The organism is Bacillus cereus group sp. MYBK108-1 (assembly GCF_051917185.1).
GTDB lineage: Bacteria > Bacillota > Bacilli > Bacillales > Bacillaceae_G > Bacillus_A > Bacillus_A cereus.
Window position 1 is genome coordinate 1 of sequence record NZ_JBQAHZ010000007.1, and the last position, 16,144, is coordinate 16,144.

A 16,144-nucleotide genomic window follows, 5' to 3' on the forward strand; every position below is an offset into this window, starting at 1 on the left:
AATACAAAACGGATAAAGGCAAAATTAAAAATGAGCCCGGTGCAATACCGGACTCATTTTTATCAAGCTGCCTAATGAAATAACCGTGTCTAACTTTTAGGGGTCACTTCATTTCGTTGGCTTTTTCATATGCAACGGCTCCTTTTTCTTTTGCCAATTGCTGAAATGATTTTTTCGATTTCACAATCCATACTTTCGTTCCAATTGGAATGCGATCAAACAAATATTCCACATCGTTTTTCTTCATTCTTATACACCCTTGTGAAATATACTTTCCAATTGAACTCGGTTGGTTTGTTCCATGTATTCCATATTTACTTCCATCAGTTCCTCTTGCATTAAATCCAATCCACCTTGACCCAAGTGGATTTTTTGGCGACCCACCTGGAATATCCTTCGCAATATAATACGGATCCTTCGCTTTCATTACAACATCAAAAGTTCCTTCTGGAGTTAATTCATTCGTTTTCCCTGTCGCTACTGGAAAAACCTTTTGAATCTTTCCATCGTCAATGTAAGCTAATTTATTCGTTGCTTTATTTACAATAATAAAAGGATCTCCGGCACGTGGATTATCCCCAAGAGGCCAAATCGGCGATAAAGAAAGACATAATATGATAGAGAGAAGATACGGCATAGATAATTCCTACCTTCTATATAAGTTCTTTTATATTATCCTTTCCCTTAAAGCGACTTTTAATGAGTAAATATTGTTCCATTTCATACACAAGTTGAACAAGTTTCGCACGTATCTCAAATTCTTCGCGTGTAGCTGGTAATGGCATGTCTCTAAATAATCCCCTCATTTCTTGAAGCTGCCTTAAGGAAATAACGCCAGTACTCTCAGGGCTAATAGCATTACCAATGTTTTCAACAACATCTGCAATCATGTCAGCTTGTTCATACGTCCACGATAAAGAAGCTGCTAGTGGTATCATTCGCTCTAAAATTTCGAATTGTTGCATACGCATATTAAAATAACGATAGTAATAATCATCTTCTCGCATAAATGCATTCTCAAGTTTTTTAAACGATAAATCTCTTGCTTCATTTAACATATTCTCGGTTTCAATGAGTTCTGCCCCACTCCAACTACTTTCTCGATTTCGTAAATACACAACCATTTCAAACAAAATCGTTTTAAAATTGCTCTCTATTTTATCCTGATACTCTTTTAGCTTATTTTCACTACTCGGCATATACATATTTACTAATAACGCCACGCTAATCCCTATCGTTAATATAGCAATTTCATTTCCAACTATAAGCCATGTAATTTGCTTCAATGAATATAGATGCATAACAATAACTGAACTCGTGACAATGCCTTCTTGAATTTTAAGCATTACTGCAGTCGGAATAAATGTAAGTAACAATATGCTAATTGCAAGTGGTGTATAGCCGATCGTTTCAAAAATACAAAACGCGAATACCATTGATAATACACAAGCTAGAAAACGATGTAACGACACTTGAAGCGATTTGCGCTTCGTATTTTGTACACATAAAATAACTAAAATACCTGCTGAACTATAAAATTCCAACCCTAATAACTGAGCAATAAAAACTGCCGCGCCTGTCCCTATTGCTGTTTTTACTGTACGGTATCCAATTTTAAACATATCATTACTCCTATATGTATAAACGTATTTACAGCTAGTATAAAAAAAGGATGACACAATGTCATCCTTTTCTACTTATTATTCACATAACCTTTTCATATTACAATATTTTTTGTAAAAATTGTTGCGCACGTTCACTTTTCGGTGCTGCAAAAAATTCTTCTGGCGCACTATCTTCTACAAGCTTTCCTCCGTCCAAGAAAAGAACACGATCTGCCACTTCTTTTGCAAAGCCCATTTCATGTGTAACGATAGCCATCGTCATTCCTGTCGTAACTAACGATTTCATAACTTCTAACACTTCTTTCACCATCTCTGGATCTAGCGCCGATGTCGGTTCATCAAATAACATAACTTCGGGTTCCATTGCTAACGCTCTTGCAATTGCTACACGTTGCTTTTGTCCTCCCGAAAGACGATTTGGATACGTATCTTTTTTATCTACTAGTCCAACCTTTTCTAAAAGTTTCTCAGCTTTCTTTTCAGCTTCTTGCTTCGTTACTCCTTTTACATTGGTAGGAGCATACGTAATATTTTCTAATACAGTCATATGAGGAAATAAGTGAAAATGTTGAAATACCATACCGACATTTTCACGAACATGCATAACATTCGTTTTCGGATTCGTTACTTCTTCCGTTCCAATCCAAATGTGACCATCCGTTGGTGCTTCTAACATATTCATACAACGTAAAAATGTTGATTTTCCTGATCCAGAAGGTCCTATAATTGCAACTACTTCCCCTTTTTCAATCGTTGTTGTAATTCCTTTTAATACTTCGTTTTTACCAAATGATTTATGAAGGTTTTCAATTTTAATCACTTTTCTTCATTCTCCCTTCAATTGCCTTCCCGACTAATGTAAGAATAATGACTAACATATAATAAATCAGTCCAACAAAAAGTAATGGTTCAAGATATTTAAATGTCTCACCGCCTACGATGTAAGCACGACGCATTAAATCAGTCGCGCCTATTACTGTTACTACAGCCGATTCTTTCGTAAGTGTCGCAAATTCGTTCACAAGCGCTGGTAATATATTTTTTAATGCTTGAGGGAAAATAATATTTCTCATCATTTTTCCGTATGGTACCCCTAAAGCCATTGCTGCTTCTGTTTGTCCTTTATCCACCGCTTGAATACCAGCACGAATTACTTCTGACATGTATGCACCTGAATTCAAGCTAAATGCAAGTACAGCAGCTAAGAATGCTGGTATTTCATAACCAATTATTTGCGGGACACCGAAATAAATAATCATTAATTGCAATACAAGGGGTGTACCACGAAAAATTGATGTATAAAAATCTGCTGCTATATTTAATGCTCGTATTCTAGCAATTTTACAAAGTGCTAATAGCGTTCCTAAAATAAATCCTGCTAAAGCTGATACTGCTACAATTTTCAAAGTAACTTCTAAACCTTTTAGTATATATGGTATCGAAGGCGTAATCGCCGAAAAATCTAAGTTCATTCTTTTCATTCCCCTCACAGAAAAGTGAAAGGCAGCTTATTTTCCGCTGCCAAACCATTTCTTCACTAATTTATCCATTTCTCCATTTTCTTGCATTTTTTTAATTACTTTATTAAATTCAGCTGTTTTATCACTGTTTTTCGGAAGGGCAATTGCTGCTCCAACTTCTTCTGGCGCTTCTTTAATTTCAACTCCTTGTAAATCTTTCATTTTCTCTAAATAATTTTTAGCAACTGTGTCTTCTATAATTGCAGCGTCAAAACGACCAGCTTTAATTTCTTGTACGATTTCTGGTATACGGTCACGTCCCTCAACCTGGAAATCTACTTGTTTTTTAAATTCTGCTACTTTCTCTTCTTGAATAGACCCTGTTTGTACTCCTACTTTTTTCCCTTTTAAATCCTCTACAGATTTAATGTTAGAATCCTTTTTAGAAACGACCATATTTTTCGCAACAAAATAAATATCTGTAAAATCAACATTATTTTTACGCTCTGCAGTTGGCGTCATGCCTGCCATTACGAAATCAACTTTTCCTGAACTAAGAGATGCTAATAAACCACCAAAATCCATATCTTTCACTTTCACTTCATACCCAAGTTCTTTTCCGATATATTTAGCAACATCAACATCAAAGCCGATAATTTCATCGCTCTTTGACGCATCTACATATTCATAAGGTTTATAATCTGCTGAAGTTCCCATTACGAGTACTTTTTTATTTCCTTTTGTTTCTTTCGATTCCCCATTACTACAAGCGCTGAATATACTTACAATTAAAATAAGTGCAAACGATATTGATACTAACTTCTTCATCTTTCTTCCCCCTAATGATGTATATTTAAAAGTTTAATAGAATATTTATTCGATGTCTGTATTGTATCAGCACTTTTATTTTTATGCAATATATAAAATAAAAATAAATAACAAAACAATATAAATGCTATTTTTTATGTATAAAATGATGCATAAAATAACACAACTATGCATATTCCATAAATTTTAATAATAAATAAAAAAGGCGGCACATCCACTTGATTGTGGACGTGCCGCCTTTTCTCTTATTTTTTATAGTTCTTCACAATTCTCTTCAAAATATGATTGTAGTTTCGCAATAACTTGCATCGGTTCATGACCTTCAATTTCATGACGCTCTACCATCGTTACAATTTTTCCATCTTTTAATAAAGCAAATGATGGAGAAGAAGGTGGGTACCCTTCGAAATATTCACGCGCTCTTGCTGTCGCTTCTTTATCTTGACCTGCAAACACCGTTACAAGGTGGTTAGGACGTTTATCATAATGTACGGAATGCGCAGCAGCAGGACGAGCAATACCACCTGCACAACCACATACAGAGTTTACCATTACAAGTGTTGTTCCATTTCTTTTAAACGCTTCTTCTACCGCTTCTGGCGTCGTCAATTCTGTATATCCAGCAGAGACAATCTCTTCACGCGCTTGGCGGACAACATCATTCATAAAAAAGTTAAAATTAATCACTCTTTTCCCTCCTCTAAAACTACCTATTTGTATCTTACCAGTTAATGTTTATGAAATACAAGTAAGTTTACTTGTATTTAAGTATAGAAAAGGTGTTAGAGCTCTTGCTCTAACACCTTTTCTTTAATGACCACGATGTTTTTGCTTTGCTTTTTGTACTTTCATTAAACGTCTTCTTTCTTTTTCAGCTTCTCGCTTCTCTTTAGACTGCACTTTCTTTTCTTGTTTATGCAATTCATAAGATAAACTAATCGCCTCTTGCGCCTTAGTAAAACGTTTAATATTTATTTCTTTTGCTGCTTGTCGTATGATACGCTTTATGTTTTTAGGACGCTGTTTTTCTTTAACTTCTACACCACATTTTGCAAAGTGCTGAAAATGCTCTAAAAGTGAACCATTCACAAACATAAGCACTTCTTCATCTGACGGTTCCGCCCCAAAAATATACCTCGCCCCATACAATTTCCCTTGTTCTTTACATGTAATGATTCCAACAAAAAATTGGCCATCGTGATATACTGTCAAATCCATTGACAGCCCCTCCTTTAAAAGATTAGAAATACAGGACATCCCGGAGGGGAAGGTTACTGACATGAAATCATGCGTCTGGACTACCAACCAGAACTGTGTTTTTGTATTTCTTTCACTATGATTATATCTTTTTTTCCATAATCTTCATATATTCAGCAATCATTTTTTTATGCGATCCTACAATATAGTCAGGTAGTTCTGTTACTGAAAAGAATTTAAGCTGAACTGCTTCTTCTTTATTCATAACAAAATCCCCTTCGTATTCATCTGTATAATAGGCGGTTGTTACAGATTGAAATTCATCACCGTTTGCTAATTTTGTAAAGTAGTTCGCTCCAGAAAATACATTGATTAGTCGCAAGTTCTTCACTTTTATTCCTGTCTCTTCATATACTTCACGATAAGCTGTTTCTTCTGGTGATTCACTAAGCTCCATTAGCCCGCCAGGTAGCCCCCATTTTCCGTACGGCTCTGTCCGCTGCTGCAATAAAACATATCCATTTTCATTTATAATGAGTACAACAGCACCAACTAAAATTAAAGGGCGATGACCAACTATTTTTCGTAATTCTTCTACATATCCCAACGTATCGCCTCCTTTTTCGTTGTCCACACTATTGTATCATATGTTCGAAACGACAAAATGCGTATATTTTTCATTTTTTTAACAAAATATTTATTTTATGTGATTCATCTACTGTAGCTAACATAATAGATTCCACTTCTGTACTCTCCTCTAGAAATTCTCTCGCCCAAGCTTCTGTTTTTCCTAATAATGCAAGAACATCTTTCTGTATCCTCCCATCCTTTACTAATACAAAAGAAACTGGAGATTTTTTTCCCGCCACTTTAAGATCAAGCCGCGAAACTGCTTCATATTCTGGATACCGAAATATAGAAACGACACCGTTTGCTTCCCATAATGCTAATTTAATCGTTTGAATATCGCTCACATTTCGCATACGAAGTTCCGAAAACAAATATTCCACGGTAATTCTCGCCTTTTTCAAATTGCTAAAATCAATGGAACCATTATTATAAGAATGATAGGTGCTGGCTCTAAAAAACGTCTCCATCTATCCCATTTCAGCATTAAAACTGAGCTTATAATATGAAGTACAACGAGTATGAACGTTGTAATCATCGAGCCCAGTAACCCTACTTTTTCATCAGACAATGCGTTAGAAATATTCCCACCAAGCAATAACACTAATACAACATCTAAAAAACGAAGTTGTGCGATAGACCTTTGTCCCATCGCTTTCGCAACTAATATTAAAAATATGTATGCTATAATAGCCCGAATAACCCATTCACTACTAGAAAGATGCCGTGCTCCTTCAAAAATATGCATATGCATCACTTTGCACTCCTTACCCGTCTCAAACTGCTAACCTGTTTTAGTTTGCAACGTTTATGAGCATATATGTAAAAAAGCTGGTTCGTTTAAAAACGAACCAGCTTTTTTTACTTAACTGAAAACATATATTTTTTATACGTTTTCCGTACCGATAGTATGAGCCCCATCATAATCATATTCGAGAATAAGGAACTTCCCCCATACGATAAGAAAGGTAATGCAATACCTTTTACAGGCATTAATCCAACGATCATACCGATGTTTTGGAATATTTGAACTGTTAATATACCGATCGATCCAGCGCATAATAATGTACCAAATAAATTATCAGCGGAATAACCAATAATAATTGTTCGATATAGTAGTAATAGGAACAAGAAGACAACTAAGGCTGCTACGATAAATCCACCTTCTTCGGCAATTGTAGCGAAAATAAAGTCAGTATGCTTCTCTGGGATATAGACGCTTCCTCCCCCAAACCCTTTACCTTCCATTCCTCCACTACCTACAGCTAAAATCGATTGTTGCGTTTGATAACCTTGATCTGCATTTTCAAATGGATTTAACCAACCTACAATACGCGACTGTTGGTGAGGTTTTAGTAAAGTAACTAAATTATTATAGAAAAAATCTTGATACTTAAAGAAAATAAATATTAAAGCAGATAATATGGTCAACGGAATAACTGTACATAATGCTATCAATTTCTTTTGAATACCTGACATAAATAAAATACATGCAATAGCAGCAGCATATAAGAACACCATACCTGTATCAGGTTGACTATATACAACCGCCATAGGTGGAAGTGACACTAGCATAATTTTACCTACTAGCTTTAAATCTGTTTGGAATGTCCTTGCCATATACTGTGCATTATGTTTTACTGCTATACTCGCTACTACAAGTAGCAATGCAATTTTGAAAAACTCAGACGGCTGAATTTGTCCAAATACTGGGAAAACAAACCATCTTTTTGCACCTAATTTTTCAGGTGTAAAACCTGATGGTGGTAATACTTTCAAAAGAATAAGTGAAGCAAACCCAGCAATATAAAGCGGCCAAGATAATTTTTGTAACTGATCTAAATCAATGCTTGCAACAAGAAGTAACAATACAACCCCAATTATGTAGTTAACACCTTGTTTCATAGCAAAGTTTGCAGCTCCATACTGTCCCGTTTGCTGACTGCTATATATAGCAGCTATACTCGTCACACATAGTGCACACAAAATTAAAATTAATTTTACATCTAAACTTTTTAGAAACTCGGTACTTCTTTTCATGACATCCTCCTGAAACATTGTTACGGCAAAAATAAAAAACCAGGAGTCAACATTCTTCATGTTTTGACGACTGATTACACATTATCTATAAAACACTTATATAGAATAACTCTCTTTTTCATACAATACAATATATTATACTACAGTTTCATCAGTAAGATTTGCCAAAAAAATTATTCTTTTCTTATTTTATATCCATATACCATATATCAGCAATGTATTTTCGTAAATTCCTAATACATAATCGTTTATTGTAAGATTACTGGGAAAGATATTTATACATATAGTAGGATGTAGATGAAGAAATAAGATAATAAAAAGCTCGCATAAGCGAGCTTTTTATTAATATACAGATGTATTATTTTCTGACATGTTTTCTAAAATTTCTTTAACACGCCCTAAGAACTTACCACAAATTAAACCATCAAGTACTCGGTGATCAAGTGATAAACATAAGTTAACCATGTCACGAGCACCGAACATACCATTATCCATAATTACTGGGCGCTTTACAATTGATTCAACTTGTAAAATAGCCGCTTGTGGGTAATTAATAATACCCATAGATTGAACAGAACCGAATGATCCTGTGTTATTAATTGTAAATGTTCCACCTTGCATTTCGTCTGCTTTTAACGATTTCGTACGTACTTTTCCTGCAAGTTCTGTAATTTCACGAGCGATACCTTTAATTGTTTTCTCGTCCGCTTGCTTAATTACTGGTACAAATAGTTCTTCCTCTGTTGCAACAGCGATAGAAAGGTTAATATCTTTCTTCTGAACAATTTTATCGCCAGCCCACATTGAATTAATTTGAGGATACTCTTTTAACGCTTGTGCTACTGCTTTTACGAAGAAAGCAAAGAACGTTAAGTTAAAGCCTTCACGCTTCTTAAAGTCACCTTTAATTGAGTTACGGTATGACACAAGGTTTGTCACATCTACTTCAATCATCATCCAAGCATGTGGTGCTTCATGTTTACTACGTAACATGTTTGCTGCGATTGCTTTACGCACACCTGTTACTGGAATTTCGATATCTCCAGGCATTGTAGGTACAGAAACTGGTTTCGCAGCTTCTACTTTTTGCGCTACTGGTGCTGCTTTTGGTGCTTCTGGGCGAGCTTCTACTACTGCCGCTACAGCTTCCTCTTTCTTCGCTGCACCTGCTTGCGGAATATTTCCAGATTCCACTAGCTTTAAAATATCTTTACGAGTGATACGGCCGTTTGCTCCCGTACCTTCTACTAGATCTAAATCAACGTTATGCTCACCCGCAAGTTTTAACACAGCTGGTGAAAAACGTGGTTTTCCATCAGTTGGTTGTTTTACTTTCGGTGCTTTTTCAGACGTAGCTACTTCTGCCTTTGGTTCTTCTTTCGTTTTTTCTTCAACAGCTGTTGCTGCTACTTCATCTGCGCCTTCTACTTGAATCACACAAACTACTTCACCTACAGCTAACGTATCACCTTCACCAGCGATTAACTCTTTTACAATCCCCGTGAAAGAAGATGGTACTTCAGCATTTACTTTATCAGTCATTACTTCTGCAAGCGGATCATACTTGTTTACGTGATCGCCAACATTAACGAGCCATTTACTAATTGTGCCCTCTGTAACGCTCTCCCCGAGCTGAGGCATTGTAATATTTTCTACAGCCATGTATAGTCCCCCCGATTAAAATTCCGCAAGTTCACGCATTGCTTTTTCAACTTTATCTGGATTTACCATAAAGAATTTTTCCATTGTTGGTGCATATGGCATTGCTGGAACGTCTGGACCTGCAAGACGTGCGATTGGCGCATCTAAATCAAATAGACAGTTTTCAGCAATAATTGCTGCCACTTCACTCATAATGCTTCCTTCTTTATTGTCTTCTGTTACAAGAAGAACTTTACCTGTTTTAGAAGCTGCTTCAATGATTGCTTCTTTATCTAATGGATATACAGTACGTAAATCAAGAATGTGTGCAGAGATGCCATCTTGTGCTAACTTTTCAGCCGCTTGAAGAGCAAAATGAACACATAATCCGTACGTGATAACTGTAATATCATCACCTTCACGTTTTACATCTGCTTTTCCGATTGGTAATACGTAGTCATCCTCCGGCACTTCACCTTTAATTAAACGATATGCACGTTTATGTTCGAAGAATAATACTGGATCTTCATCACGAATGGCTGCTTTTAATAAGCCTTTTGCATCATATGGTGTAGAAGGGATAACGATTTTTAAACCTGGTTGGTTTGCAAACATCGCTTCTACAGATTGTGAATGATACAATGCACCGTGAACACCCCCGCCAAATGGTGCACGAATTGTAACTGGACAAGTCCAATCATTATTAGAACGATAACGAATTTTTGCTGCCTCAGAAACAATTTGGTTTACTGCTGGCATGATGAAATCAGCAAACTGCATTTCAGCGATTGGACGCATACCATACATTGCCGCACCAATTGCTACCCCAGCAATTGCAGATTCTGCAAGCGGTGCATCAAGCGCACGATCTTCACCAAATTGATCATACAAACCGTGTGTCGCTTTAAACACGCCACCTTTTTTACCAACATCTTCTCCTAAAACGAATACTTTCTCATCGCGTTCCATTTCTTCGCGCATTGCTAATGTAATAGCATCAATATAAGACATTACAGCCATGAAACGTTCCCCCCTATTCTGCGTATACGTGCTTCAATGCATCTTCAGGTGCTGCATACGGAGCATTTTCTGCATATTCTGTTGCTTCATTTACGATATGCATAATTTCGTCTAACATTTGTTTTTCCGATTCCTCAGTTAATACACCAGCTTCTTTTAAATAAGCCGTGAATGTTATAATTGAATCTTTTTTCTTTGCTTCTTCTACTTCTTCTTTATCACGATAAACACGATCATCATCGTCACTAGAATGTGCTGTTAAACGATATGATACTGTTTCAATTAAAGTTGGGCCTTCACCACGGCGACCGCGATCTGCTGCTTCTTTTACAGCTTTATATACTGCAAGCGGATCGTTTCCGTCTATTGTATATCCAGGCATACCGTAACCAATCGCACGATCTGATACGTTTTTACATGCTAATTGTTTTTCAACTGGAATAGAGATTGCATATTTATTATTTTCACACATAAAAATAACAGGTAGTTTGTGTACACCAGCAAAGTTTGCCCCTTCATGGAAGTCACCTTGGTTTGAAGAACCTTCTCCAAATGTAACGAACGTTACTAAATCTTTCTTCTCCATTTTTCCAGCTAATGCAATACCAACTGCATGTGGTACTTGCGTTGTTACTGGAGATGAACCTGTAACAATACGATTTTTCTTTTGACCGAAGTGACCAGGCATTTGACGACCACCAGAGTTTGGATCTCCAGCTTTCGCGAAAGCAGACAACATAAGCTCTTTAGCTGTCATACCAAATGCTAGTACAACACCCATATCACGGTAGTATGGTAATGCATAATCTTTCTCTCTATCAAGAGCGAACGCCGCTCCAACTTGTGCAGCCTCTTGTCCTTGACAAGAAATTACGAATGGAATTTTACCAGCACGGTTTAATAACCACATACGTTCGTCGATTTTACGTGCAAGTAACATCGTACGGAACATTTCTAATACTTGCTCATCACTTAAGCCAAGCTCTTCATGGCGCTTTTCTTTTACTTCTGCCATTTTTCATAACCTCCTAAATCCACATTTTTATGCGTGTAACGCTCTTCCATCTACAGCAAGTGCTGCTTCACCAATCGCCTCAGATAATGATGGATGCGGATGAATTGTATGTGCTACTTCCCAAGGTGTTGCATCAAGTACTCTTGCAAGACCAGCTTCAGAAATCATATCTGTTACATGTGGTCCAATCATATGAACACCAAGAATGTCATTTGTCTCTTCATCAACTACAAGTTTTACGAAACCATCTGATTCTCCGTATACAAGTGCTTTTCCGATTGCGCGGAATGAGAACTTACCTACTTTTAACTTATAGCCTTTTTCTTTTGCTTCTTGTTCTGTTAAACCGACAGAAGCAACTTCTGGACTGCTATATACGCATTTTGATACCATAGAGTAATCAATTGGTGTAACTTCTTTCCCTGCAATATGTTCTACTGCAGCAATTCCTTCATGAGAAGCAACGTGAGCAAGTTGCAGGCCACCGATTACATCTCCAATTGCGTAAATATGCGATTCTTTCGTTTGATAAAACTCATTTGTTTGAATGTATCCTTTTTCCACAACGATATCTGTATTCTCTAAGCCAATATTTTGCGTATTCGCTTGTCTTCCTACAGATACAAGCATTTTTTCTGCTTTAAATTCTTTATTTTCACCGTTGTGTTCAGCTTGGATTGTTACTCCATTATCTTTTACCAATGTTTCTGGTAATACTTTTGCACCAGTTACCACTTTAATACCTTTTTTCTTGAATAGACGTTGCATTTCTTTTGAAACGTCTTGATCTTCTAGTGGTAATATCGTTTTCGCATACTCTAATACTGTAACTTCTACACCGAAGTCAGCAAGCATAGATGCCCACTCAATACCGATTACACCGCCACCAACGATAATAATCGAACTAGGAAGCGTTTCCATTTTTAGAGCATGATCTGAAGACATTACGTACTCTCCGTCTAATTCTAAACCTGGTAATGAATTTGGACGAGAACCTGTTGCAATAAGTACATTTTTTGGAATTAACATTTCATTCTCTTCTCCACTTGCAAGTTCAACTGAAATTGTCCCTGGCATCGGAGAGAAAATAGATGGGCCAAGAATACGGCCAATACCTTCAAACACATCAATTTTACCTTGTTTCATTAAATGTTGAACGCCTTTATGAAGCTGCGTTACTATCTTCTCTTTACGCTCTTGTACTTTCGCAAAGTTTAGTTCTACATTGCTTGCAATAACTCCGAACTCTTCGCTTTTTTTAGCAGTTGCATATACTTCCGCACTACGTAAAAGAGCTTTACTAGGAATGCATCCTTTGTGTAAACAAGTACCACCAAGATTTTCTTTTTCGACTAGTGCAGTTTTTAACCCTAGTTGTGATGCACGAATTGCAGCAACATATCCACCAGTACCGCCGCCAACGATGACCAAATCATATTCTTTTGCCATTATCTCAACCCCTAGCTACCGTTTCTTTTTCACGTACAACGTATTCTTTTGGAGCTTCTTCTTCACGTAATACACGAAGTGCTCCTTCTGCTAACGCTTCTAACTCATCTTCACCTGGATGTACGATAACATCTGCAATCCAGTCCACTCGCTCTTTTATTTCATCGACAAGAATTTTACTGTATGCCAGTCCACCAGTTAATACGATTGCATCGATTTTCCCGTGAAGTACAGCGCTAGCTCCGCCAATCTCTTTTGCAACTTGATATGCCATTGCTTTATAAATAAGAGTTGCTTCAGGATCACCTTTTTCAACCATTTGCTCTACTTTAATCGCATCATTTGTACCGATTAAACTTACAAGTCCACCTTGTCCGACAAGTTTTTTAATCATTTCATCACGGTAATACTCACCAGAGAAACACATTTCTACTAGTTGCCCTACTGGTACTGTACCAGCGCGCTCTGGACTAAATGGTCCTTCTCCGTTTAAACCGTTATTCACATCGATTACTCTTCCTTTTTTATGAGCACCAACTGTAATACCGCCACCCATATGTGTAACTAATAAATTTAAATCCTCGTATTTGTGATTTAACTGTTCAGCTACTTTACGAGCAACTGCTTTTTGATTTAATGCATGGAAGATACTTTTGCGTTCCATACCAGCAATGCCACTTATACGAGCAACCGGCTCCATCTCATCTACAACGACAGGATCTACAATGAATGCAGGAATGTTTAATCCAGAAGCAATTTCATATGCTAAAATGCCTCCAAGGTTTGAAGCGTGATGACCGCTAAAGCCATTTTTCAAATCTTCTAACATCGCATCGTTTACTGTATACGTACCGCCTTCGATTGGACGAAGTAATCCACCACGCCCACAAACAGCGTTTAATTTTGAAATGTTAATACCATGAGAATGTAGAACTTCTAAAATCGTTTCTTTTCGAAACTCATATTGGTCGATAATTCTCTTATATTTTCCAATCTGTTCTACGTCATGACGAATCGTTTCTTCTAGAACGGGTCTTTCATTATCAAAAACACCAATTTTTGTGGATGTACTACCTGGGTTAATAACAAGAATTCGATTTACAGACAATGTTGCTACCTCCACTAATAAATTCAAAAGGAAGTGGAAACCTCATAAGAGGTAACCACACCTTTTGTAAAAGTTATATATGAATGATTAGCGACGGCTAATAATATCGTGACCGTTGCGTAAGTAAGTGCTACGAGAATTCTTCAAGCTTGCAATGCGCTCTTCAGCTAGACGATCTGCCGCTACATAAGTTGCTATGCCATCGCGTTTTGAAATTTCGATTACTTTTGCAATCGTGTCATAAATAGACTCGACACGTTTTAGTGCACGTTCTCTATTGTATCCATATAATTCGTCTGCTACGTTAATTACGCCACCTGCATTAATTACATAATCTGGTGCGTATACAATACCCATTTCATGAATGATGTCACCATGACGATCTTCTTTTAATTGGTTATTTGCAGAACCTGCGATTACTTTTGCTTTAAGTTGTGGAATAGTTTCATCATTAACTGTTGCGCCTAGTGCACATGGTGCGTAAATATCGCATTCAACACCGTAAATTTCATTTGGTTCAACTGCTGATGCACCGAATTCTTCTACAGCACGTTGTACAGCTTCTTTATTAATATCTGTAACGATTAATTTTGCTCCTTCAGCGTGTAAATGTTTGCATAGGTGATATGCTACGTTACCAACGCCTTGAACAGCAATTACTTTTCCTTCTAAATTGTCAGTACCGAAAGCTTCTTTTGCAGCTGCTTTCATACCACGGTAAACACCGTATGCAGTTACCGGAGATGGGTTACCAGAAGAACCGAATGATGGTGAGATACCTGTTACAAAGTCAGTTTCTTCATGGATAATATCCATATCATCTACTGTTGTACCAACATCTTCAGCTGTAATGTAACGTCCGTTTAGTCCTTGGATATAACGTCCTAGTGCACGGAACATTGCTTCGCTCTTATCTTTACGAGGATCACCGATAATTACTGTTTTCGCACCACCTAAGTTTAAACCAGCTGCTGCGTTTTTGTATGTCATCCCTTTTGCAAGACGCAATGCATCTTCAATCGCCGCTTCTTCAGAATCATATGTCCACATTCTTGTTCCACCAAGAGCCGGTCCAAGTGTTGTATCATGAATTGCAATAATTGCTTTTAAACCAGATTCTTTATCTTGACAAAATACTACTTGCTCATAATCATATTTTTCTAAGTATTCGAAGATTTCTAATGTCATTGTCGTTTCCCCCTAATGTTTTACCCTTTTTGGTTTATTTTGAAGCAGTCGCAACTGCCAATGCTAATGAATATACTTTTGTTTCTGCTGAATCAGCACGAGATGTTAAAACAATCGGTGCTTTTGCGCCAGCAATCATTGCTCCTACTTTTGCATCCGCAAAGTATACGAGTGATTTATATAGCACATTTCCAGCTTCAATCGTTGGGACGAGTAAAATATCTGCCTTACCTGCTACATCACTTACTATGCCTTTATGCTCTGCTGCAATTTGTGATACTGCATTATCTAAAGCAAGTGGTCCATCAACGATACAATCTTTAATTTGTCCGCGGCGATTCATTTGTGTTAACATCGCTGCATCAATTGTCGCCTGCATCGCTGGATTCACAACTTCTACTGCTGCAATTGGTGCCACTTTTGGCAAGTCGATTCCTATTGCCCGGGCAACTTCTACAGTATTTTGTATAATAGCAGCTTTTTGTGTTACATCAGGTGCGATGTTCATCGCTGCATCTGTAACGAAAATAAGACGATCGTAATTTGGAACTTCAAATGCTGCTACATGTGAAAGTACGCTACCTTTACGTAGGCCCCACTCTTTGTTTAACACAGCCTTCAAAATATTCGCTGTTGGGATGTTCCCCTTCATAAGCACGTCTGCTTCACCATTTCTCACAGCTTTAACAGAAAGTTCTGCAGCCTCTGCACTAGACATTGCTGCAATCACTTCAACATGTTCTGAAGTTTGTAAACCATGTTCTTGTAGCATCCCCATTATTTTTTCTTGATTTCCATATAGACGAAATTGAGCTAACTGTAATTTAATTGCTTTCGCTACAGCTTCAATTACTTCATGATCTTCAGCTACTGCTACAGCTACAGTTTTTTTAGGCTGCCCTGCTGCTTGATCAATTAAGTATTCTAACTTCATATTTTGTAATCA

General features: G+C 37.1%; 16 protein-coding genes and 1 pseudogene. All 17 read right to left on the bottom strand.

Features of this window, described 5'->3' with window-relative positions; all coding sequences use genetic code 11:
• Positions 1-103: 103 nt before the first annotated feature.
• Entirely contained in the window at positions 104-637 is a 534-nt protein-coding gene (locus ACTFSL_RS12195) for a L,D-transpeptidase (protein ID WP_098432505.1), read from the bottom strand.
• Positions 638-653: 16 nt separating this feature from the next.
• Positions 654-1,622: an aromatic acid exporter family protein gene (locus tag ACTFSL_RS12200; RefSeq protein ID WP_000472673.1), complete on the bottom strand. Its 969-nt coding sequence runs from the start codon at positions 1,620-1,622 to the stop codon at positions 654-656.
• Between the two features lie 100 nt (positions 1,623-1,722).
• Positions 1,723-2,445: an amino acid ABC transporter ATP-binding protein gene (locus ACTFSL_RS12205; RefSeq protein ID WP_000590206.1), complete on the bottom strand. Its 723-nt coding sequence runs from the start codon at positions 2,443-2,445 to the stop codon at positions 1,723-1,725.
• The gene (locus ACTFSL_RS12210) at positions 2,438-3,097 is read right to left on the bottom strand and encodes an amino acid ABC transporter permease (protein WP_001046916.1); all 660 of its coding nucleotides are present in this window, start codon (positions 3,095-3,097) and stop codon (positions 2,438-2,440) included. Before ACTFSL_RS12210 ends, ACTFSL_RS12205 begins: the two co-directional genes overlap by 8 nt.
• A gap of 36 nt (positions 3,098-3,133) precedes the next feature.
• Positions 3,134-3,913 carry a transporter substrate-binding domain-containing protein gene (locus ACTFSL_RS12215; RefSeq protein ID WP_135277411.1) on the bottom strand — a complete coding sequence of 260 codons (780 nt, stop codon included), beginning with the start codon at positions 3,911-3,913 and terminating at the stop codon, positions 3,134-3,136.
• A 252-nt stretch (positions 3,914-4,165) separates the two neighbouring features.
• Positions 4,166-4,579: a BrxA/BrxB family bacilliredoxin gene (locus tag ACTFSL_RS12220; protein ID WP_001979317.1), complete on the bottom strand. Its 414-nt coding sequence runs from the start codon at positions 4,577-4,579 to the stop codon at positions 4,166-4,168.
• Between the two features lie 144 nt (positions 4,580-4,723).
• Positions 4,724-5,131: a YjdF family protein gene (locus ACTFSL_RS12225; RefSeq protein WP_000366599.1), complete on the bottom strand. Its 408-nt coding sequence runs from the start codon at positions 5,129-5,131 to the stop codon at positions 4,724-4,726.
• 121 nt (positions 5,132-5,252) lie between these two features.
• Positions 5,253-5,717 (bottom strand): NUDIX hydrolase, encoded by a 465-nt coding sequence (locus tag ACTFSL_RS12230; RefSeq protein WP_000542536.1) that lies wholly within the window; start codon positions 5,715-5,717, stop codon positions 5,253-5,255.
• Between the two features lie 70 nt (positions 5,718-5,787).
• Positions 5,788-6,491 (bottom strand): annotated as a pseudogene (locus ACTFSL_RS12235) (DUF421 domain-containing protein).
• A gap of 107 nt (positions 6,492-6,598) precedes the next feature.
• On the bottom strand, positions 6,599-7,777 hold the full coding sequence (locus ACTFSL_RS12240; RefSeq protein WP_000831181.1) for an FtsW/RodA/SpoVE family cell cycle protein: 1,179 nt from the start codon (positions 7,775-7,777) through the stop codon (positions 6,599-6,601).
• A 342-nt stretch (positions 7,778-8,119) separates the two neighbouring features.
• Positions 8,120-9,439: a dihydrolipoamide acetyltransferase family protein gene (locus tag ACTFSL_RS12245; protein WP_000257660.1), complete on the bottom strand. Its 1,320-nt coding sequence runs from the start codon at positions 9,437-9,439 to the stop codon at positions 8,120-8,122.
• Between the two features lie 15 nt (positions 9,440-9,454).
• On the bottom strand, positions 9,455-10,438 hold the full coding sequence (bfmBAB, locus tag ACTFSL_RS12250) for a 3-methyl-2-oxobutanoate dehydrogenase subunit beta (RefSeq protein ID WP_000290071.1): 984 nt from the start codon (positions 10,436-10,438) through the stop codon (positions 9,455-9,457).
• A gap of 13 nt (positions 10,439-10,451) precedes the next feature.
• Positions 10,452-11,453, bottom strand: a complete 1,002-nt coding sequence (gene bfmBAA / locus ACTFSL_RS12255) for a 3-methyl-2-oxobutanoate dehydrogenase subunit alpha (protein WP_440041800.1) — start codon at positions 11,451-11,453, stop codon at positions 10,452-10,454.
• A gap of 27 nt (positions 11,454-11,480) precedes the next feature.
• Complete coding sequence (lpdA, locus tag ACTFSL_RS12260; protein ID WP_001051289.1) at positions 11,481-12,902, bottom strand: dihydrolipoyl dehydrogenase; 1,422 nt, start codon at positions 12,900-12,902, stop codon at positions 11,481-11,483.
• A gap of 4 nt (positions 12,903-12,906) precedes the next feature.
• Positions 12,907-14,010, bottom strand: a complete 1,104-nt coding sequence (buk, locus tag ACTFSL_RS12265) for a butyrate kinase (protein ID WP_000115781.1) — start codon at positions 14,008-14,010, stop codon at positions 12,907-12,909.
• Between the two features lie 87 nt (positions 14,011-14,097).
• Complete coding sequence (locus tag ACTFSL_RS12270; RefSeq protein WP_000171355.1) at positions 14,098-15,198, bottom strand: leucine dehydrogenase; 1,101 nt, start codon at positions 15,196-15,198, stop codon at positions 14,098-14,100.
• Between the two features lie 34 nt (positions 15,199-15,232).
• On the bottom strand, positions 15,233-16,132 hold the full coding sequence (gene yqiS / locus ACTFSL_RS12275; RefSeq protein ID WP_000764677.1) for a phosphate butyryltransferase: 900 nt from the start codon (positions 16,130-16,132) through the stop codon (positions 15,233-15,235).
• Positions 16,133-16,144 lie beyond the last annotated feature (12 nt).